Source organism: Candidatus Tisiphia endosymbiont of Mystacides longicornis (assembly GCF_964031095.1).
In the GTDB taxonomy this organism is placed as follows: Bacteria; Pseudomonadota; Alphaproteobacteria; order Rickettsiales; family Rickettsiaceae; genus Tisiphia.
In genome coordinates this window covers 350933-372783 of sequence record NZ_OZ035004.1, presented here as the reverse complement: position 1 = coordinate 372783, position 21851 = coordinate 350933, and the positions used below count along the sequence as shown (strand labels likewise).

General features: G+C 31.8%; 24 protein-coding genes. 19 read left to right on the top strand and 5 right to left on the bottom strand.

Annotated elements, in window-relative coordinates; translation table 11 throughout:
• Positions 1-7: 7 nt before the first annotated feature.
• Positions 8-112, bottom strand: a complete 105-nt coding sequence (locus tag ACQH6S_RS02005; protein ID WP_239832648.1) for a palindromic element RPE2 domain-containing protein — start codon at positions 110-112, stop codon at positions 8-10.
• A gap of 556 nt (positions 113-668) precedes the next feature.
• On the opposite strand from ACQH6S_RS02005, the gene ACQH6S_RS02000 reads away from it, so the two are divergent.
• From ACQH6S_RS02000 to ACQH6S_RS01930, 15 genes are all read left to right on the top strand, one after another.
• Complete coding sequence (locus ACQH6S_RS02000; RefSeq protein ID WP_425360844.1) at positions 669-2810, top strand: LPS-assembly protein LptD; 2142 nt, start codon at positions 669-671, stop codon at positions 2808-2810.
• 25 nt (positions 2811-2835) lie between these two features.
• Positions 2836-3723: a SurA N-terminal domain-containing protein gene (locus ACQH6S_RS01995; protein ID WP_425360843.1), complete on the top strand. Its 888-nt coding sequence runs from the start codon at positions 2836-2838 to the stop codon at positions 3721-3723.
• Between the two features lie 14 nt (positions 3724-3737).
• The gene (gene rsmA / locus ACQH6S_RS01990; protein WP_425360873.1) at positions 3738-4559 is read left to right on the top strand and encodes a 16S rRNA (adenine(1518)-N(6)/adenine(1519)-N(6))-dimethyltransferase RsmA; all 822 of its coding nucleotides are present in this window, start codon (positions 3738-3740) and stop codon (positions 4557-4559) included.
• Positions 4560-4652: 93 nt separating this feature from the next.
• Complete coding sequence (locus ACQH6S_RS01985) at positions 4653-4832, top strand: palindromic element RPE2 domain-containing protein (RefSeq protein ID WP_425360842.1); 180 nt, start codon at positions 4653-4655, stop codon at positions 4830-4832.
• Between the two features lie 29 nt (positions 4833-4861).
• Positions 4862-5563: a heme ABC transporter permease gene (locus ACQH6S_RS01980; RefSeq protein WP_341749345.1), complete on the top strand. Its 702-nt coding sequence runs from the start codon at positions 4862-4864 to the stop codon at positions 5561-5563.
• Complete coding sequence (fdxA, locus tag ACQH6S_RS01975; protein ID WP_094649188.1) at positions 5560-5880, top strand: ferredoxin FdxA; 321 nt, start codon at positions 5560-5562, stop codon at positions 5878-5880. Before ACQH6S_RS01980 ends, fdxA begins: the two co-directional genes overlap by 4 nt.
• Positions 5881-5956: 76 nt before the next feature.
• A complete protein-coding gene (locus tag ACQH6S_RS01970) occupies positions 5957-6907 on the top strand; it encodes an Rpn family recombination-promoting nuclease/putative transposase (RefSeq protein ID WP_425364650.1) in 951 nt (316 codons plus the stop codon).
• Between the two features lie 22 nt (positions 6908-6929).
• Positions 6930-7961, top strand: coding sequence for a cell division protein ZapE (gene zapE, locus ACQH6S_RS01965; protein ID WP_425360840.1), 1032 nt, complete (start codon positions 6930-6932; stop codon positions 7959-7961).
• A complete protein-coding gene (gene tmk / locus ACQH6S_RS01960; RefSeq protein WP_425360839.1) occupies positions 7951-8577 on the top strand; it encodes a dTMP kinase in 627 nt (208 codons plus the stop codon). The genes zapE and tmk overlap by 11 nt, the downstream gene beginning before the upstream one ends.
• A 144-nt stretch (positions 8578-8721) precedes the next feature.
• Entirely contained in the window at positions 8722-10224 is a 1503-nt protein-coding gene (locus ACQH6S_RS01955; protein WP_425364649.1) for an Npt1/Npt2 family nucleotide transporter, read from the top strand.
• Between the two features lies 1 nt (position 10225).
• Complete coding sequence (locus tag ACQH6S_RS01950) at positions 10226-12019, top strand: hypothetical protein (RefSeq protein ID WP_425360838.1); 1794 nt, start codon at positions 10226-10228, stop codon at positions 12017-12019.
• 142 nt (positions 12020-12161) lie between these two features.
• Positions 12162-13145 carry a polyprenyl synthetase family protein gene (locus tag ACQH6S_RS01945; RefSeq protein WP_425360837.1) on the top strand — a complete coding sequence of 328 codons (984 nt, stop codon included), beginning with the start codon at positions 12162-12164 and terminating at the stop codon, positions 13143-13145.
• 90 nt (positions 13146-13235) lie between these two features.
• The gene (gene dut / locus ACQH6S_RS01940; RefSeq protein ID WP_410520914.1) at positions 13236-13685 is read left to right on the top strand and encodes a dUTP diphosphatase; all 450 of its coding nucleotides are present in this window, start codon (positions 13236-13238) and stop codon (positions 13683-13685) included.
• A gap of 68 nt (positions 13686-13753) precedes the next feature.
• Positions 13754-14083 (top strand): TfoX/Sxy family protein, encoded by a 330-nt coding sequence (locus tag ACQH6S_RS01935; protein ID WP_094649197.1) that lies wholly within the window; start codon positions 13754-13756, stop codon positions 14081-14083.
• A gap of 446 nt (positions 14084-14529) precedes the next feature.
• Positions 14530-14667, top strand: coding sequence for a hypothetical protein (locus ACQH6S_RS01930; RefSeq protein WP_157905654.1), 138 nt, complete (start codon positions 14530-14532; stop codon positions 14665-14667).
• On the opposite strand, the gene ACQH6S_RS01925 is transcribed toward ACQH6S_RS01930, so the two are convergent.
• From ACQH6S_RS01925 to ACQH6S_RS01910, 4 genes are all read right to left on the bottom strand, one after another.
• On the bottom strand, positions 14610-15662 hold the full coding sequence (locus ACQH6S_RS01925) for a heme biosynthesis HemY N-terminal domain-containing protein (protein WP_425360835.1): 1053 nt from the start codon (positions 15660-15662) through the stop codon (positions 14610-14612). The genes ACQH6S_RS01930 and ACQH6S_RS01925 overlap by 58 nt on opposite strands.
• Positions 15663-15671: 9 nt before the next feature.
• On the bottom strand, positions 15672-16235 hold the full coding sequence (locus ACQH6S_RS01920; RefSeq protein WP_425362166.1) for a hypothetical protein: 564 nt from the start codon (positions 16233-16235) through the stop codon (positions 15672-15674).
• 79 nt (positions 16236-16314) lie between these two features.
• Positions 16315-17016: a uroporphyrinogen-III synthase gene (locus tag ACQH6S_RS01915; protein ID WP_425360834.1), complete on the bottom strand. Its 702-nt coding sequence runs from the start codon at positions 17014-17016 to the stop codon at positions 16315-16317.
• Complete coding sequence (locus tag ACQH6S_RS01910) at positions 17013-18275, bottom strand: M16 family metallopeptidase (protein ID WP_425360833.1); 1263 nt, start codon at positions 18273-18275, stop codon at positions 17013-17015. Before ACQH6S_RS01910 ends, ACQH6S_RS01915 begins: the two co-directional genes overlap by 4 nt.
• A gap of 448 nt (positions 18276-18723) precedes the next feature.
• Between ACQH6S_RS01910 and dapF the strand changes: the two genes are divergently transcribed.
• From dapF to ACQH6S_RS01890, 4 genes are all read left to right on the top strand, one after another.
• Entirely contained in the window at positions 18724-19533 is an 810-nt protein-coding gene (gene dapF, locus ACQH6S_RS01905) for a diaminopimelate epimerase (RefSeq protein ID WP_425360832.1), read from the top strand.
• The gene (gene mtaB, locus ACQH6S_RS01900; protein ID WP_425360831.1) at positions 19526-20788 is read left to right on the top strand and encodes a tRNA (N(6)-L-threonylcarbamoyladenosine(37)-C(2))-methylthiotransferase MtaB; all 1263 of its coding nucleotides are present in this window, start codon (positions 19526-19528) and stop codon (positions 20786-20788) included. The genes dapF and mtaB overlap by 8 nt, the downstream gene beginning before the upstream one ends.
• Before the next feature lie 68 nt (positions 20789-20856).
• A complete protein-coding gene (locus ACQH6S_RS01895) occupies positions 20857-21630 on the top strand; it encodes an Rpn family recombination-promoting nuclease/putative transposase (protein WP_425364648.1) in 774 nt (257 codons plus the stop codon).
• Positions 21593-21802 (top strand): hypothetical protein, encoded by a 210-nt coding sequence (locus tag ACQH6S_RS01890; RefSeq protein ID WP_425364647.1) that lies wholly within the window; start codon positions 21593-21595, stop codon positions 21800-21802. The genes ACQH6S_RS01895 and ACQH6S_RS01890 overlap by 38 nt, the downstream gene beginning before the upstream one ends.
• Positions 21803-21851 lie beyond the last annotated feature (49 nt).

Genomic DNA, 21851 nt, shown 5'->3' with positions numbered 1-21851 from the left:
ACAGACTTTATCGATTGCAAGCAGTATAGTCAATTGATGGGAAGTTGGTGACGTCGTCACTCGTCGCTCGCCTATTACTTATAGGCGTCGCTCCATCGTTCCTGCTACCCAATTCCCCTGAATTGACTATAGTAGGAAAAAATCTTAGGTGTCATTGCGAAAAGTGCGGAAACCACAACACGACGAAGCAATTGTCCATTTTTGTGTCACCCCTGCGTAAGCAGGGGTCTTAGATTCCACAACTGTTGAAAGTTATAAGGTAGAGCGGGTTTTAGATAGCTTTTCCGTCATTGCGAGACCACGTAGTGGTGAAGCAATCCACATTCATTAGATTGCTTCGTCGCTACTAAAGTAGCTTCTCGCAATGACGCCAAGCTATTTTTTATATGACTTTTAAACGCCATGCGTAAGATGAGTCAATAAAAATAATAAAAATATTTTTCATAAAATACTTAGTGCATATCATAATTAGTATATACTAAAATTATCTAAGGATAAGAGTGTAGTCAATTCAGGAGAATTGGGTAGCAGGAGCGATGAGCAACAACATCACCAACTTCTCATCAATTGACTATAGTGGAGTAATACTAATCTGGTTAGCTATATAAATATATCAAATTTGATGTATACATGATATATTTACCATCTTACTTCAAAAATTATTCTAAATGCGAATTTTCTGCAATTTATTGATTATTACTATTAAAATTATTATTTTATTACCAATTGGTAGTTCGGCACAAGCTAAACAGCAAGGAATAAATAAACAGTTTAGCTTTTTGTCAACAGATTATATCGAATATAACCAAAAGGAACAATTTATTTATGCTAAAGGTAATGTTCAAATTATATTAGATAGTTATTTTTTAACAGCCAATTCTTTGATTTACGATATAGAACAAGATACACTCTGGGCTGAGGGTGATGTTAAAATTACAGATCAACAAAATAGAGTTATTTTGGGAGAATTTGTCGTATTAAAAGATAAGCTAAAGGCGGGGATAATTTCAGATTTTATTTTATATCTTGGTGATAATAATCTCTTAGTGTCAAAATTAGCGGAAAGAGTCAATAAAGATGTTTTTCGTTTGCATAATAGTACCTTTACTCCATGTAAAATACTATGTAACCAAAAACCTATTTGGCAAATTTCTGCCAAAAATACTGAAGTAGATCTCAATAAGAACATAATGGTTTATAAGCATCTATTTTTTGAGGTATATGGTATTCCAATCTTCTATACACCCTATTTTTCTCATCCAACACCTAAGGCTCCTGCAAAATCAGGAATATTGATGCCTGGAATACAGGATAGCTCTTTAAGGATACCATTATATTATAGAGCTAAACCTAATCTAGATTTTACTCTAACCCCTAGGATTTTTTGGGAAAAATATACAATTTTTGAACTAGAAGCTCGTTACAAACCAAACAAAAGCGATTATATATCTTTAGAGGCTAATTATGGCAAAGTACCCTACTCCTTAAAGAATGGTGCGATAACGATAAAAAACACTAAGGTAAATTCATATTATATATTAAGCAATGGTGATTTCACCAAAAACGATTATCGATATGGATTTAGGTTGCAACGTACTTCTGATAAAGCTTACTTAAAAAATTATTATAATAATTATACTCCATATTTGACTTCCAAGTTATATTTAGAACATGTCAATAATTACAATTACTTATTAACGGAAGGGATGTATTTTGAAGGATTGGGAACAAATGATTCTAGTAGCACCAGTCCATTAATTTTTCCTAAGGTTAGAACCAAGAATGTCATACCTTTAAATGACGATGAAACTACTAGCATAGTTATTGAGAATAATGCACTAATCTATAAAGAAAGAAGTGGTAGAGAACTAGGGCAAGCTGCATTGCAATTGGCAGTAGATAACAATTTCCTAACTTCATCTGGTCATTTATTTAATGTTACCTTACGGAATAGATCAGATGTATATTTTATTAATCACCTATATCCAAATAATTCTAGGGCTAACAAGGTTCTTGCTAGAAATATACCAGAAATTCAAACTACTTGGCACTATCCATTAGCTGGCTCAATCTTTGATAAAGCTAGTCTATTTGTTGAACCAATTATATCAGCAACTATTGGACGTAAAAATAATTCTAATAAGAAATTTTCTTTTATCGATCCGTCAAAATATGAACTATCAGAAAATAATATATTCAGTTCGAATCGCTATAGTGGTATAGATTATCATGAATTTGGCAATAGATTAAGTTATGGTATTAATTCTTCTATACTTTCAGAGCAAAATTATTCTAGTTTATTCCTAGGACAGACCTATAGTAATAATCTTATTAATAACAAATCTATTGATAATGTTGAAAATGTTGGCAGAATTTCTAGTAATTTTTCTGATACAATAGAGCTGTTCTATAGATTTAGAAAAAGCAAGAATTTTCAGCCAATTAGAGATGAATTAGGTGGCACCCTTAACTCTAAGGCAATTCAGTTAACTGTTGGATTAGCACAAATTTCTAATATACAGAAATATTATTCTACCAATGAATTAATTGATAATAAAGTAAGACAACTTTACTATAACTTCACTTATCAATTAGCAGAAAATTGGTCAGTTGCCTATGATATGAGGGTAGACTGGGCAAAAAATAAAATATATATTCTTTCTAAGAGTATCCAGGTGACATACTTGAATGAGTGTGTTAAAATAGCAGGAAAACTTTCAGACAATTATATGGGAGATAATAGCAGGGGGATAAAAAAGACTTTTGCCGTCCCTACTATTTCTGTAGGTCTAAAAATATTAAATATGTGAGCCTAAAATTATGAAGAAGTTAAATATGAAAAAGTTATTTTGTTTAGTTGCCATCATTTTTAACATAACTATAGCAAAAGCAGAGTTATCCAATATAGTTGCATTAGTTAATAATGAGCCAATTACCTTACATGAATTTCTAGCTAGAAAACACATGATCATGGCACTTAACAATATTCCTAATCCTGATTCTCAAACAAATAAGCAACTTGATAAGATGGCAATTAACAGCATGATTGATGATGTATTACTTTATCAATCTGTAAACGGTAAAAAAAGTTCTGATAGTGAGATAAATGAGTCTATAGAAACCATCGAGCAACGTAATAAAATGCCAAAAGGGCATTTAATAAAGTTCTTGAAGAGTAAATCTGTAGATATTAATAATTTTAAATTTCAGATAGGTGCCGGAATTATCAAAACGAACATTTTATCTAGTATTTCAAGATCAGTTGCTATTAGTGCAAAAGAAGTTAATGATATAATATTAGCGACAAATTCAAAAGATGCAGAAATATCAGCACAGCTTTTTACTTCACAAGATAAAGATGATAAAACTTTGCAGAAGATGTACTGTTTGCAAAAACGTCTTAAAAATTGTTCTGATATCAAAGAATCTTTATACAAAGATTTCTCTACATTAGAGGTAATTAATCAAAATTTAAGTACTCTAGATTCTACGCTGCAAACAATTCTCAGAGATTTAAATACAGGAGAAAAAAGTAATGTTTTCGAGATGCAAGATGGATTTAAATTAATCTTAATGTGCGACAAAAAGATGATTAATGTTACTAGCGATGAAAATAATTACGTAGTAAATTTGTTAGCTAATAAGAAAATGTCGCAAAAAGCACAAAAATACTTTGATGATATGCGTAAAAAAGCATATATCAAAATAATGCTACCTTTGTGATACACTCAAATAATTTGAGTGCTTTACCTTCAATTGCAAAGCATGCTAGCAAACATGGTATTGCTCCTATTAAGAAATATGGTCAAAATTTCATTTTTGATAGTAGCCTATGTGATAAAATAGTTCGAGTTAGTGGGTTGCAAGAAAATGATTTGGTCTTAGAAATTGGTCCTGGTACAGCCGGACTCACTAGAGCTATTCTTGCCTGCAACCCTAAATCTTTAACTGTTATTGAAACTGACGTTAGATGTATACCTTTACTTATGGAAATAAGAGAACTGTTCCCTAATTTGCACATTGTTCATTCGGATGCTACTAAATTTGATCTATCAAGCTTAACTCATGATAAAATAACTATTATTTCAAATTTACCTTACCAAATAGGCACAGAGTTAGTCATAAAATGGTTAAAAAAATTACCATTAATAAATAGTATGACTTTAATGCTGCAAAAGGAGGTTGTAGACCGAATATGTGGTAAAGTTGGAACAAAATCCTACGGAAGATTATCAGTAATATGTCAGTTACTTTGTTCTGTTGAAAAATGCTTTGATGTTAATCCGCAAGCTTTCTATCCGGCACCAAAAGTCCACTCGGCTATAGTTAAACTCGTACCTTATAACAATAATGCATTAACAGCTGAACTAATTGAAAAAGTTGAGTTAATAACTAGACTAGCCTTTGGCAAGCGACGTAAAATGATTAAATCATCTTTAAAGACACTAACCTCGTGTATAGAAGATTTGTTAGCAAAATTAAAAATTGATAATTTTTGTCGATCTGAAAATTTATCACCACAAGATTATTTATCTTTAGCAAAATTATGTTTAGAGTAAAGGTTAGTGACAATAGACCTTATATCACATTTTCAAGATAAAGAGAACGAAAGTAAAAGTTAATGAATAACTCATCTTACGCATGGCATTTACATGTCATATATTATATCTTGCCATTGTTTTGTTACCACTATAGTCAATTCAGGAGGATTGGGTAGCAGGAGCGATGGAGCGACGCCTATAAGTAATAGGCGAGCATTGAGCGACGACGTCACCAACTTCTCCTCAATTGACTATAAAGTGACTTCACGCAATGGCACTTGTGTCCTATGATACCCTACAAAATCATAATTAGGATGTTTATGTTTAAATTATTAAATCCTTATTTTTTTAGTAAGCTAGTACGAACCATGTTACCATTATTGCTAGTTGCAATGTTAGTAGTAATGGGGTTGGGGTTATACCAAGCTTTGATAGTATCGCCACCAGATTACCAACAAGGTGATATGGTTAGGATTATGTATGTTCATGTACCAGCTTCTTGGATGGCACTAGGTATTTATACATTTATAGCTATTTGTAGTTTGTCTAACCTAGTGTGGAAAACTAAAATGTCCTTCTTAATGGCAGTAGCAGGTGCTCCTATTGGGGCAGTTTTCTGTATGATTAGTATAGTAACAGGGGCATTATGGGGAAAGCCTATTTGGGGAACTTGGTGGGTTTGGGATGCTAGACTTACCTCAATGTTCGTATTATTCTTACTATATTTAAGCTATATCGTGGTGGTGAATAGTGGTGATAGGATAAGCCGTACTGAAAAACCAGCCTCGGTGATTGCTTTAATTGGCTTTATCAATGTTCCCATAGTAAAATTTTCGGTAAATATTTGGTATAGTTTACATCAGCCAGCAAGCGTTTTAAGGCTAGGTAGTCCGACTATCGATAATTCTATGTTATTACCCTTAGTGCTAATGTTTATAAGTGCTATACTATATTTTCTATTAGTATTGGGTTTGAGATCTTGCATGTTAATTGCTAAATTCAAGGAGTATGACAATTTATGACTTATGTTGTTACCGATGAGTGCGTAAAATGTAAATATACTGATTGCGTAGAAGTATGCCCTGTCGATTGCTTTTATGAAGGGGAGTTAATGTTGGTAATTAATCCCGACGAATGTATTGATTGTGGAGTATGTGAGAGTGAGTGTCCGGTTAAAGCTATTAAGCCAGAATCAGAACAGCTGATTGACTGGATAGAGAGAGCTAAGTTTTTTTCCAGTAAATGGTCAAATATTACGGTTAAGAAACCAGCCCTACCGGATGCAGATAAATATCAAAACGAGAAAAATAAATTCGAAAAATATATGGGTGAAGTTTAATTTATTGCAAGATTTTTAGTGGAGAAGATGATAAAATAGCATTAGTTATCAATATAGAATTAAGAGGTTGTATTATATGTTTTTATCAAAATTTCTTGACCCTAAAAATGATTTTTGTTTTCGCCAAATTTTTGGCACTGAAAAGAACAAGGATATACTTGTTCATTTTTTAAATGATATTCTCAAATGTAAAGGAAATGAAAAAATAATTGAGGTGACGTTTTTACCAACTATCCAAGACCCTGATATTGCTATTTACAGAAAGTCTATAGTTGATGTGTTATGTAAAGATCAACATGGTAATCAATTCATCGTAGAGATGCAGATAAGTAAGCATCCAGGATTTGAGAAAAGAGCCCAGTATTATGCGGCTAAAGCATATTCTAGGCAAATACTCAAAGAGGATGAAAACCATAAAAAGTTGGCAGTATACGCTAAATTAAAAGGAGTAATATTTTTAGCAATAGCAGATTTTGTGATGTTTGACGATAAAAAACATTGGAAGTCAGAGCATCGTCTTTTAGATACAGAAAGCTACGCCAATGATTTAAAAGATTTTTACTTTGTTTTTTTAGAACTCAAGAAATTTAATAAAATTATCTCTAATCTAGAGACTACAGAGGAAAAGTGGATGTATTTTTTCAAACATGCAGGAGATAGTACATTAACATTAGCCGAAATAGAGCAGTTAATAGGTAAGGATAAAATTATTAGGAGAGCCTTTGAGGCAGTAGACCAAGCAAGCTGGTCAGAAGCGGAGCTTAACACCTATGAGGAAAGAACAAAAGCCTATTTTGATAATTTAGCGGTAGAACAGCAACAAATTGCAGATGCTGAAGCTAAAGGAAAAGCTATAGGCGAAGCTATAGGTGAAGCTATAGGGGAAGCTAGAGGAAAAGCTATAGGTATTAAAGAAAGTACTATAGCCATGGCGAAAGAAATGTTAGCTGATAATGAGCCAATAGAAAAAATAGTTAAATATACAAAACTAACTATTAAGGAAATAGAAGCGTTAAAAAAAGAATAAACCTTAACAAAAATGTAATCGATTGTCTGAATTAAAATTTGATAAAAAGCAGTTATTTCTGCTAGGTAGAATTAAGAATTTTGCTAAGCAAATTGAAGATAAGTCATTTTTGAAATTCTTTAATGGTAATTTATTAGCAAAACAAGGTATCTATTTATATGGTAATGTAGGTAATGGCAAAACTGTATTAATGCAACATTTTTTTCAAATATTGCAAATTAAGAAATTAATGATCCATTACCAGAATTTGATGCAATCGGTACATAAAGATATTTATCAGTTACAAGACAAATCAAAGTCTAAAAATAATATTATAAAAAGCATTGCGACAAATTATGCAAAACAAGCAGCAGTAATATGTATCGACGAGTTTGAAATTAAAGATATAGCTGATGCTATGATAATAGGACCGCTACTTCTTGAACTGATAAAATGTAAGGTATTTATCTTCATTACCAGTAATACCAAACCAGAAGATTTGTATAAAGATGGTTTACAAAGAAATTCTTTTTTGCCAATAATTAAAGAGATTTATCAAAGGTTTGAGGTCATGTACTTAGATAGTGATCATGATTATCGATTAGATAAAATTATGCAAACGGCTAGCAGACGCATAATATATCCAATTAATGAACATAATAAATTCGAGATACAGCAACTTATTGGCAAGTTAAATAATAATAACCAGCTAGTTCCTAAGGATATTGCTGTTTTCGGACGGAAAATATCTTTTAAAATGGCTAGCGAAAAAATATTAGTAACAGATTTTGAAGAGCTATTTGTAAGAGAATTAGGTTATGTTGATTATGTAGATATTTGTCAAAAATTTTCTATTATAATAGTAGAAAATATTCGTATAATAAGTTCTGATAATACCGATTTAGCTGTTAGGTTTATAAATTTTGTTGATAATGCTTATTTTTATAAGGTTGTACTATTTATGACTTTACAAGATGAACCCATAAAAATATATCAGAATGGTTTGCGTAGTAATGAATTTAAGAGAACTATTTCAAGGTTACATGAAATGAATAGTGGTAGTTATGTCAATTAAAAACGGTAAATTTATTACGTTTGAAGGTGGGGAAGGGTGTGGTAAATCTACCCAGAGTGATATGCTACACCAGTATTTATTATCACAAAATATCCGGGCAGATTTAACACATGAAGTGGGCGGAACTATTGCAGCTGAGAAAATGCGTGACATTTTAGTTTATCAAGATTTATTACCTATGTCAGAATTGCTGCAAGTTATGGCGGCACGTTACGAACATGTTCATAAAAGGATTATTCCTAAACTCAATTCTGGGGTCTCAGTTATTTGTGATAGGTTTGTGGATTCTACGGCTTGTTATCAAGGGCAAGAGGTAGGTACTGATTTAGTGTATGAACTTCATAAATCTCTAATATCACCTGTAATGCCTGATATTACTTTTTTTATTGATATAGAGCCAAATATTGCTTTAGCAAGGGCGTGGGCAAGGGGTAATAATAATAAATTTGAAAGTAAGAATATTGAATTTCATCAAAAAGTCTATGATAAATTTCAATATATATCAGATAAATTTCCAGATAGAATAGTAAAAATAAACGCTGCAGATCTTAGTGCAAACGAAATTCATGATATAATTGTAGTGATGCTCACACGAAAGCTTGAAAAAACTATATAATTTTGTCACGTAACTAATTTTGTTAATAGAGAAATATGCTAATTTTCATTGACTTTATTATCATAGAGCTTTAAAAGTGCTAGTGCAGCTTGACCATATATGAAATATAGCCTCTATCTTTAGGTAATTCTTTGTGTAATAATAATGTTACCATTCAAAAATATTTTTTCTAAAATACAGGAAATCATTTGGCCAATAGAGAGGGAGGAGTTGAAACTTTTTCTACCTATGGCATTAATGATGCTCTGTGTTCTTTTTAATTTTGGGGCTCTGAGGTCTGTTAAAGACGGATTAGTTGTGCCATCAATGGGAGCGGAGGTTATCAGCTTTTTAAAACTTTGGCTTGTTTTGCCATCTTCTATATTATTCGCTATATTATATGTAAAGCTCAGTAATCACATCCGTTTTGAATATATTTTTTATATAATAATTTCAAGCTTTTTGTTGTTTTTTCTGATATTTGCCTATGTCATTTATCCTAATCAGGAGTTTTATCATCCAAATACTGAGCAGATAGAACATTTAGTATCTTTGTATCCTAATTTTCGGTGGTTTATCAAGATAATGGGTAAGTGGAGTTACGCTATCATGTATGTTTGTGCAGAATTATGGAGTGCCGTAATTATTAACCTAATGTTCTGGCAATTTGCTAATAATATTTTTGATACAAATAATGCAAAACGTTTTTATCCAATTTTAGGAATGGTAGGCAATGTTGGCTTAATTGTAGCTGGTAATGTATTAGTAGCTTTCTCAAATGTACAAGAGATATCAGATACCCAAATGATAATAGATGAAGATTTACAATATAATTCAGAACTAATGTTACAACCAATTATGTCTATAATAGTATTTGCCGGTATAATTTCAATGTTGTTATTTAGGTTAATTAATTATCTGATTTTGCATGATAAGGGATTAATGGCTGATTTTAAAGTAACTCAAATACAGGCAAAAACCTCTTTACCACTTCTGGATAGTATCAGGCTAATTATTAGCTCAAAATATGTTGGACGCATTGCTTTATTGATAATTTGTTATGGAGCACTAACTAATATAGTGGAAGGTCCGTGGAAAGCTAAAGTAAGAGAACTTAATCCCAATACGTTAGATTATATAAACTTTATGGGCAGGTTTAATATTTGGATGGGAATTTCCTGCGTGACTTTTATGGTAGTTGGCAGTAATGTGATTAGGAAATTTACTTGGTTAGTTTCAGCATTATTAACACCTTTGATGTTTTCGATGACTGGTTTAATGTTTTTCATTTTTGTTATTTTCTCAGAAGATATAGGTTGTGGTATTAAAGACTTTAATCCAATTTATGCTGCTGTAATTATTGGAGGGATACAAAATATTTTAAGTAAATCAACTAAATATTCGTTATTTGATTCAACAAAGGAAATGGCATATATTCCTTTATCATTAGAACTTCGAACAAAAGGTAAAGCTGCTGCTGAGGTTATTAGTACCAAATTTGGTAAGTCTCTAGGAGCTTTTATTCAGTCTTTTATATTCATAATAGTGCCTACTGCCACATGTGATTCAATAGTAGTTTATTTACTAATAATGTTTATTATGATAGTTATTTTATGGTTTTGGGATATAGTGCAGTTAAACCGTGAATATGTAAAATTATGTAATTAGCATGCGAAAAACATTAATATATATATCAGTGATAATTGCTGCAACCCTTTTGATTTATACTGTTTCATGGTTCTTAATTATTAGTTCTATAGCTGGTAAGATCAATCAGCAATATAGTAATCGTTATATCGCTACTAATACGGTAGATAATGAACAAAAATATTTCGTTAAGTTTAATAAAATTACCAGCTATGGCTTTCCATTTAAAATTGCCTTTCAAGTAATTGGCTGGTATGAAGAGGGGGAGAATAGTATAATTGAATTTCATACTCCGATTTATATAGGTTATGACTTACTAAAACAAGTTTGCTTCATTACCTATTCTGGTAACGCAACGGGTCGTTATAAACCTATTCAATCAGGATTTGGGGCAAAATTCGAAAGTGATAATTATTCTTTTACAGCAAAAATTCCCTTGAGCTTAAAGTTATTTAAGATTTTTATACAAAAAAAAGATCCGTTTGAAATTATCAATTTTGTTAAAGAATTGGAATTAAGATCTGACAAAACCAAAATCTTTGATTTAATTGATCAGCAAAAACTATATGATGAAGATCATACAGCTATTTCATTCTCACTGGAAAAGAAAAAATATTATACTGATCTAGAAGATTTTAAAAATAATGTACCGCAAAAATTAAATATTAGTTATTCAACAAACATCTTAGAAAGTAATCTTATCAACAGGAGGGTGCCAGCTGGTCTTTTATTATATAGATTTGCTTGGCCAATGCCTTTTAGTTTTGAAGGTAAGTTTTATATAAAAACAAATAAATCTATATATAGTGAATTTGTTAACGATTTAGCAATAAAAATGATATCCAGCAAATTTTCAAGCAATGTCCAAGACTCTTTGACTAGTTTGTTATATCAAAATAAAGAGGAAGAAAGTCATCGTGCTAGCCATTTGAAGGTTGAATCAACAATTGATTTGAAATCAGGATTTTCCGATAATATATTAAATTCTATCCAGTATTTATTGCCGTATATATCAGCATTGCCTAACAATTTATCGTTAATGGAAGAGTTAGAGTATGTTAACAATAATAAAGATAAATTCAATTTAACTGAATTAGAAAATCATCAATATATTTTTGATTTAGATGTAAATTTTTTTGCTAGAATAAACGATGTAATGAGAGCTCAAATACATAACCTTAGTTTATTTTCTAATAATACTGGATTCCGCTTGTCAAGTGAATGCAAGCTAAATTCATTTGGCAATTTTGATATTAATGGACTCTTGGTTGTTAATAATTATTTAAAGGTAACTGATATTATCACCAATTATTTATTAAATTTAGGTAGATTTAAAACATTTTCTGAAGATAGTCGTATTGTATACAAAGAGGGAATTAATTATTTTCTAAAAACCGTATCAGATCATCCTGACTCTAACTCAGGGGACATAAGTTTTGAGTATAAATTAGATTCCAATAATATAGAAAAAGGAAAAATAGGCACTGTCGATCTTGATAAATTTTTACCATTATATTATCTAGCATTATACAAAAAAGCCTCGGAAAAAATACGGGTTGGTGATATAGTCAATTCAGGAGGAGTTGGTGCTAGGAGCGATGGAGCGACGCCTATAAGTAATAGACGAGCGATGAGTGACGACGTCACCAACTCCTTATCAATTGACTATAGTATAACAAAAAGAATACAAGAGCTAGTGCCTGATTTCAATGAACATCAAAAATTATTAAAACAATTAATGATTCAACCTTTTTTGGAGATTGATAGTGATTTTTGGCAGGAAGTCTATAATGATCCGAATAGCGTTACGCCATAGTAAATTGACTCCCTGCTTGGCTTAGTGCCATACCTGCGAAATCAGGTATCCAGATTCCCGCCGTTGCTAAGAATGGCAAGGAGAAGGGGGAATGATAGGAACGAGCGTACGGAAATCATAAAATAAAAAATAGAGACGTAAATTGGATACTATAAAAATAATACATAAAGACTTAAGCCCAGAACTTTCTGCATTAAATAAGCTTATTATAACCCGCTTAGCTACCAAAGAGGAGCTGGTTAACGTAATAGGTAAATATTTGCTGGAATTTGGTGGCAAAAGAATCAGACCATTACTAACAATTTTAACTAGCAAAATGTTTGGTTATGTAGGGGAAGATAATATAAAGCTTGCTGGGGCTGTAGAGTTTATTCATGCGGCAACTTTATTGCATGACGATGTAGTAGATGAGAGTACCATGAGAAGATCCAAACCTACTGCTAATGTTATCTGGGATAGCAAGGCTAGTATTCTAGTTGGGGATTTTTTATTTAGCCAATCATTTCAGCTAATGGTAGATACAAAATCTATTAAAGCCATGAAATCTTTATCAAGAGCTTCAGCAATTATATCAGAAGGAGAGGTTTCGCAATTGGTGAAATTGAATCAGCGGAGAATTATTGACGAAACAGAATATAATGAAATAATTATGGCAAAAACGGCAGAATTATTTGGCGTATCTTGTGAAGCAGGAGCAATTATTTCTGGTCAATCTAATGAAATTTGTGAAATTTTACAAAAATTTGGTAGAGTTCTAGGCAATGTTTTTCAAATCATTGATGATTTATTTGACTATTTAGGGGATAGTCGTGATATTGGTAAGAATATAGGCGATGATTTTTCAGAAGGGAAAATAACTCTACCACTAATTTTCTTATATAAAAAGCTTGATGATCAGTGGCAGTTAAAAATTCAAGAAATGATTAAGGCAGATAATAGAACTGAAAGTGAGTTTAAACTAATACGAGAATTGATGATAGAACATTGTATTAAGCAGCAAATTATTGACTATTTAGCAGCGATTAACAATGAAGCTAGTAATTTATTAAAACAAATCCCTATACAAAATATTTATAAAGATCATTTAGTTTCTTTATTAGAATTTACTTTAAATAGGTCTTATTAGAAAGGATATCAAAATATAATGAATATTGACATATAATGCAGATTTTGCTACAATTTATTCTTTGGTATTCTTAAATATCATTTTAAAAATATCATCTTTATGAACATTAAAGTTAAAAAATTAGAACATTCTGTAGATATTTTGCCTGGTTATGCTACCCAGCATAGTAGTGGTATGGATCTAATGGCAGCAAATATTGAGCCTATAACTATAAAATCACAACAAGTAGAGTTAGTACCTACAGGAATTTGTATAGCATTGCCTAGTCATTTAGAAGCTCAAATCAGACCAAGATCAGGTTTAGCACTAAAACACGGCATTACCGTACTTAATGCACCTGGTACAATTGATGCCGACTATCGTGGTGAAATAAAAGTAATTTTAGTTAATCATGCTAAAGAAGATTTTGTAATTGAGCGTGGCATGAAGATTGCTCAGATGGTTATTTCTAAATATGAGCAGATATTATGGGACGAGGTGGATTCGTTAGATGAAACTCTTAGAGGTTCTGGTGGATTTGGTTCAACTGGAAAGTTTTAAATAGTCACTCTGCAAAAATAAGTAACCCTTATGGTGGTTTTTCGTACAAATCAACCTATAGGTTAATTATGAAAAGTAATGAATTTATTGAATATATTAAAGATATACTAGCCCCTTTTGGTCAAATCACTACTCGTGCAATGTTTGGTAGTTATGGTATATATAAAGACGGAATAATAATAGGAATAGTTGCAAGAAACGAGTTGTACTTTAAAATGGATAACAAAGTGGTTGGAGATTTAAAATCTTTTGTCTCCGAACCATTTACATATAATAACTCAAATAAGTTGATAACTCTATCATATTGGAAAATATTACCTGAGATTTTAGATCAAGAGGAAAAGTTAGCAAATTTAGTCTCTATGGCATTTGATGTGTCTATTAATTCTTTGGATTAAAAATAATAGAACTGGTATAGTCAATTCAGGAGAATCAGGTAGCAGGAGCGATGGAGTGCATAGACCACAACTGTTAAAAGTTATAAGCTAGAGCTGGTTTTAGGTAGCTTTTCCGCTATTAGCGAGACCATGTAGTCATAGTACCCTACAATTTTTTATTTATTTCCTTATGATGAGTAAAAAAGCTTACTGCTAAGCGTCATTGCGAGGAGCTACTTTAGTAGCGACGAAGCAATCCATGAGAATTATAGTCAATTCAGGAGAAGTTGGTGACGTCGTCACTCGTTGCTCGCCTATTACTTATAGGCGTCGCTCCATCTCTCCTAGCACCAAATCCTCCTGAATTGACTATAGTATAGATACATCAAGACTATATGGATTGCTTCGTAGGCTCACGCCTCCTCGCAATGACGTTTTTATGCTGCTTAATACTTATAGAATAAAAATTGTATGGTACTATGATAAGTAATAGGCGAGCATTGAGCGACGACGTCACCAACTTCTCATCAATTGACTATAGTGGAGATCATAATAGTTCAGGCTCATCTCTAAGACTTTCAACCTTTTCTGGTAAATCTAAATAAGCAGCTATCGCCAAAAATAATCCTAAATATTTTTTAGGATCGACTAAATTTGCTAGATCGTCATAAATTTCCGACGAGTCATTGGTAGAAAATTTCTTATATAATTCTACAATTTCAAAAGATGGGCTTGCTGTGAAGGCAGTTTGTAATAACTCAAGATTCTTATTACTCCATTTAGAGGAGTTTAAAGATAGATAAAGATTTAGTGCTTCAATATGGGAAGCTATAAGTTTAATAGCTGATTCTAAATAATATATCGCCTCTTTTGTTTGGTTAGTCTCTAACATATTTTTAGCAGCTATAACATAATAATCAGCTATTTTGTTTTTAAGCGACTCTAGTTTCTGTCCGTCAACTCTGCTAAGTTTAGATACCACAAAAACAAATTTTGTCCATAGAGAAAGTTTGGCATAACAATTAAGTAAAATTTCTAAAGTTTCACTATCAGATTCATTTAGGTTAAACGATCTAACAGCATAATTCTCAGCTATGTCATACATATTATTCTGATAATGTATTTGTGCGAGTCTTTTGGTAACAAAAGGAATATAATATTTAGATTGTTCTAATTCCTGAAAATATTTTATTTTTACTGAAATATCTAGTTCTGATTCTGCTAAAAGTAAAGTATGAAACACCTTATTTTCCTGGCTTAAACGGTAAGATATTTTTTGGCTCGTTACTGCTGATTTTAATTTTTCACCAGAAACGTATTCTGCCATAGCTTTCATTAGTAAGTAATTATCGTTATTGGCTCTTTTAGCAAAGAAAAGAGCTTTTAAATTAGTAGGTAGATTAATAATTAAACATAATATTTTAAAAGAAATAGCAGTAGAAAGTGTAAGTAATATATATAAAATAACGAAAGTAAAAAATGTTGTTTCTATATAATAGTCATATAAGTTTAAAGTTAATCTTGAGTCAAGTTGATTTAACATAGAAAAACTAAAATATAACAACAAAAATGTAATACAAATTATCAATAATCTTATCATTAGTTTACTCTACGAATTCTTGTTGTAATTTTCTTGTTGTAGTTCTTCTGAATAAAAGAAATTAATAAAATAATCTAGGTTTCCTATTATTTTTAATTTCAGCTTTTCTTTATCTTTGAGGCTACTAGATTTTTCTTCAATTTTGATAAATTGCTTGATCCAGCAATCGGTTTTTGGAAATACCCTTACTAAACCTAAATTATTATCAAGTAAATAATTTTTATTATAATAGTGCATATCTATCAAAATATTTTTTATTTTTGCAGGTAACTCCATAGTTTCAATTTGATAAAGTTGCTCTGTATAATCTTTATCTTGCAGAAAATTCTTTACCAGAAGATTGATGCTAAGTAAATAATTACTGTAAACATTGGAAGGGGCTTTAGATTGTTCTGGTTGGTGGGGGGTACTTACAGAAGAATTATCTTGATTTAAACTATTATCTTCCTGAGGTGCATTCTCCTCTAAATTGGTAGTATCTGAAGATGGGGGGATTTCTTGTATGGTTGTTTCTTGTATTGTTGCGTTATTAGATAACTTAGAATCCGTCTTTTTATTATTTAAAAAAGTCATATAAGTTACCGATATGGCAAATAATACAACCAAAATAATTGTAAAAATAATAGAGTTGTTTCTACGGACTTTTATTATATTAGTTTCTGATTTTTGCATTATTTTGGGCATTATAAATTAATAATTCTAACATTTGCTGAGGTTGTCCATTATCACAATAAACCACATTTTTAGTAAAAGAGCTAATAATATTTGCTACTTTTTTACTTATAGTAATAACTAAACTATTGGCTAAGGATTCTAGCAAATTATTTTTTACTAATAATTCAATAAAAGTCTTAGTGCAGTTCTGTGAATATAGTAGAATAAAATTGATGCCCTTTTCAATTTCTGCTATGTGCTGCAGCTTAGTTGCATATTTTACCTGATAGATAATGTGTCTTTTAATCGCTTGAGGTAAATCTTGGGTGATTTCATTTGACGACAAATATACGGTTTGGTGATATATTTCTGGTGGAATGTTTTCTAGCAGCTCTTGTACATTGCTAGCAACATATTGCACTATAAAATTATTTTGTTCTAGAATTAATTTTGATGAATTACCGACTATCCACATATTCTTCTTTTCGATATTTTGGTGTCCAGCTAGAATTTTAGCAGCAAATTTACTAGTGATAATGATATTAGGATAATCATATAAAAGGGTACCATCTAATGGCAAAGTTTGATATTCCAATAAAGGACAGCATATATAGTTAAAGCTACATTGATGATTACGCTGCAACTCTTGAATAATGTCGTAATTATCTTCTGAACTTCTAGTTAATAGCACCGATTTCATAGAGCCAGATCATTAGATAATTTTTGATAATCTATGGCAAGTGGATTAGGTCCAATGATAGATAAAGTAGGTTTGCTAGCAAATATTTTGTTAGCAATATTTATGATATCTCGGTTTGTTATATTCATAATATATTCAATAGTGTCCTCAATAGGTAAATATTTGCCAAAAACAGCAAAATTCTTACCAATTTCTTCTGACTTATAAGATGAATCTTCTTGGGATATATGGATACTAGTTTTTAATTGTATTTTAGCCCGATCAATTTCTGAATCTTTGATCTCTACAGAAATATTGTTAATTTCATTGACTAATTGTTCTGCAAGAAATGGCAGTTTATCATGACTAGTGGAAACATATATGCCAAAAATCCCACTATCATAGTGTGAGCTATTATAGCTACCAATTGAGTAGGCAAGTCCAAGCTTTTCTCTGATTTGTTGAAATAATCTTGATGACATACCGTTACCAAGTATTAGTGACAGAGCTTGAGTATGATATAATTGCTGTATGTTAAAATAGGGTACACTTTCGAATCCCAGAACCAAGGTAGTTTGTTCAAGTTCTTTGGTAATAACACTATGCCCCCCCGTGTATCTAGCTTTTTCAAAATGATTATTTGGTTTATCTTTTAATGAACAAAATAATTTTTCGGCAAATTCTACAATTTGTTGATGCTCAACATTTCCTGCCACTGATAAGTAAATATTTCCGGCATTATAATGTTTATCAATATAACTGCTAAAATGTTCCTTATCAAATTTTGCTAAACTGTCATAAGTTCCTAAAATTGACCGACCAAGAGCTTGATTTGCATAAGCACTACTGTAAAATTTTTCGTGAATAAGCTCATCGGGATTATCCTGTACACAAGCAATTTCTTGTAAAATCACCTGATATTCTTTGGCTATTTCTTCTTCTGAAAAAACTGAATTTTGCAAGATATCTGCCAATATTTCTAGAGCCGTATAACAATTCTCACTCAATATTTTTGAGTAATAAACAGTCTGTTCATGACCGGTGTAAGCATTAAACTGCCCTCCTATAGAGTCAAATTCTTCAGCAATTTGCTTAGCAGTTCTAGTTGTTGTTCCTTTAAATGCCATATGTTCAAGAAAATGAGATATCCCTATTTCTGAATATTGTTCATAGCGGCTACCTACATTAACAATGAGATTAATAGCTACGGATTTTATATTAGGCATATGGTAAGTAACAACAGTTAGTCCATTGTTAAGTTTGCTTGAGTTAAAGGTCATTTTATCACTTGTTTATTAGTTTAAAGAGTATAGCTTAGTATTACGTTGTCATTGCGAGGATGCATGAGCCAACGAAGCAATCCAGAAAGGTGTTGTAAAATGGATTGCTTCGACCATTACATGGTCTCGTAATGACGCATATGCACCCCAACCGTCATTGCGAGGAGCCACTTTGGTGGTGCAACGAAGCAATTCATTTCTAATCTAATCACTTCATGGATTGCCACGCTCACTTACGTTCGCTCGCAATGACGCTAGAAGGTGGATTGCTTCGTCGACCTATGTCTCCTCGCAATGACGATTGGAGTGCAATGACAGTAATACTAATCAAGTACAGACAAAAAATATAACCATTTACCAACAGTTATGCAAGAGGTCTATTTATTTACTACATATTTTTATATATATTTAGTATAATAGACTTATTGTATAATCTAAAGATATTCTCGTGTTTAAAAAAATCAATTTTGCTAAAATGCATGGATTAGGTAATGATTTTGTGATTATCAATCAGCGTGATTTACCTATAAATTGTGATTTACAGCAATTATCGCTAAATATCTCCAATCGTCGTACTGGTATTGGTTGTGATCAGTTTATTATTTACGATCAAAAAGCTAATTACTATGAAATGGCTGTATATAACCAGAATGGCTCAAGTGCCAAATTATGTGGGAATGCTTCAAGATGTCTTACCAAATTGTTATATCTTGATTTCGGTATAACAGAAGTTACTTTAAGAATATACGGAAAAGAATTGTCTTGTAAGATATTAAGTGACAACGAGATCGAGGTAAATACTGGGATAGTTAGTTTTGAGGAAGATTGGATGCCTTCAGCCGAAAAGATTTGGCCAATTATGGAACGTTATATGATTGATATCAAGGAAGTTATTTGTGCTGATATTGGCAATCCACATTTTATTATTTTTAGTGATTTAGCTACTAAAGATAAAGAAATAATTGGAGAGAAATTACAAGCAAAAGAGTTGTTTACTGATGGGGTTAACGTTAATTTTGCTTCAATCAAGGATAATAAAATTTATTTATCGGTTTGGGAAAGAGGAGTTGGTTTAACTCTTGCTTGTGGTAGTGGGGCATGTGCTAGCTTTGCTTCAGCAGTAAAGCTTGGCTTTGTTAGCTCTCCTTGTCAAGTGGTATTTCAATTAGGTAGTCTACAAATGTCAAAACAAGGGGAGAATATCATAATGCTTGGTTCTGCTGCTTTAGTGGTACGTGGAGAGTTTTTTTATGACTAAACCACAAGAAGTCTTAACTCAAAAGGTTGTAACTTTTGGTTGTCGATTAAATATTTATGAAAGTGAAGTGATTAGAACTAACCTAGCTCTTTCTGGTTTAGAAAATGTCATGGTGTTTAATACTTGTTATGTCACTAAGGAAGCTGTAAAACAATCACGTCAAGCAATTCGTAAAGCTAAGAAAAATAACCCTAATGCAAGAATTATTGTTACTGGTTGTGCTGCTCAAAATAACCCAGATATTTTTGCTAATATGGTTGAGGTCGACAAAGTACTTGGTAATGAGGAAAAATTGATTGCTAGCAATTATCAATTTACTGACGAAAAAGTAGCAGTAAATGATATAATGTCTGTGACGGAAACTGCTAATCATCTGGTGGCTAGCTTTGATGGCAAATCTCGGGCTTTTATTCAAGTACAGAATGGTTGTAATCATCGTTGTACCTTCTGCATTATACCTTATGCTAGAGGCAATAGTCGCTCAGTCCCAATGGGAGTGATAGTACAGCAGTTAAGGACATTAGTAGCTAATGGGTATAATGAAGTAGTATTTACCGGGGTTGACGTTACGGCATATGGACCAGATTTACCAGGAGCTCCAACTTTTGCCCAGATGATTAGAAGGATTATAGGGTTGGTTCCGGAGCTAAAAAGGCTTAGATTATCTTCCATTGATGTAGCTGAAATCGATGATGATTTGTTTGATTTGATGGCTTATGCTCCACAAATTATGCCGCATTTTCATATTAGTTTACAAGCTGGTGATGACATGATACTTAAGCGTATGAAACGTCGCCATAATCGTCAAAATGTTATTGATTTTTGTCATAAATTGCGTAACTTAAGAGCAAATGTATCATTCGGGGCAGACATTATAGCTGGTTTCCCGACGGAAAATGAGGTAATGTTTGAGAATACAAGAAAACTTATCTCTGAGGCGGATTTGCAATATTTACATGTTTTCCCGTATTCTGAGCGTGAGGAAACTCCAGCTGCCAGAATGCCGCAAGTAGCAAAGTCTGTTAGAAAAGCTAGAGCAGAAATTTTAAGGGTAACAGGGAAGCAGCAATTACAACAATTTTTCCAAAGGAATATAGGGCATGAAGTGGAATTACTTGTAGAGCAAAATAACATAGCTCATACAGAAAATTTTATTCCGGTAAAGTTGCAAGGTAATTTTGACGTTGGGCAAATTATTAAAGCTCGGTTAGTTGCTGTAGAGGATAATTATATGATTTCAGAAATTTTGGTATAGTAGACTTACCTAGCATAAGTCAAAATCTGATAGAGATATATGTAGTTTTATCAATTTAATATTCTTTTATGACAAAAAAGTTAAAGCATGATTCATTAGTCAAAACAATAATGGCTGATCCTGTGGCAGCTCAAGAATTTTTGGAATATTATTTGCCTAATGATTTTAAGAGTTTAGTAGATTTATCAAAGATAACAGTAGAAAAAGAAAGCTACATAGAGGAATCGTTAAACAAAAAATATAGTGATATAGTGTATGGAGTTGCGACCAAGAATCAGGGTAAGGCTTTTGTGTATGTGTTGATTGAGGCTCAGTCGGGCGTTGATTATTGGACAGCTCTACGATTATGGAAATACACATTATTATTGTGTGAAAGGCATAAAAAAGGAAGAAAGAAATTACCATTAGTATATAATTTAGTAATTTATAATGGTAAAGAAGTTTATACTGCCCCTAGGAATTTATGGAGTTTATTTACCGATGCAGTTATAGCCAAGAAAGTGATGACAGAAGATTATCAATTGGTTGATTTACAAAGCATGTCTGATGATGAAATAATGAAGAAGAAGCATATTGGGATGTTAGAATATATGTTCAAGCATATTCATCAACGAGATATGATAAAGCTTTGGGAAGAATTTCTGCAGAGATTTAAATTAGAGATATTAGTAGATAAGGAAAAAGGCTATATTTACATAAAATCATTTTTATGGTACACTGATGCTAAGCTTCCTGAGGAAAAGCAATCAGATATTGGAGGAAGTACTAACCAAATATTTATCAGAAGAAGAACAAGGTGTTATTATGAGAACTATTGCACAAAAATATATCGAAGAAGGTGAAGCTAGAGGTATCCAGCTAGGTGAAGCTAGAGGTGAAGCTAGAGGCGAAGCTAGAGGCAAAGCTAGAAGAAATTTCGAAGTGGCAAGAAATCTTCAGAAAGCTGGAATATCGATTGAGATAATATCTCAATCTACTGGGTTAACTAAAGAGCAAATTGAAGAATTAGAATAAATATAAGGATTCTTACAATTGCCACGCCACCTAACTAGGACTCGCTAAT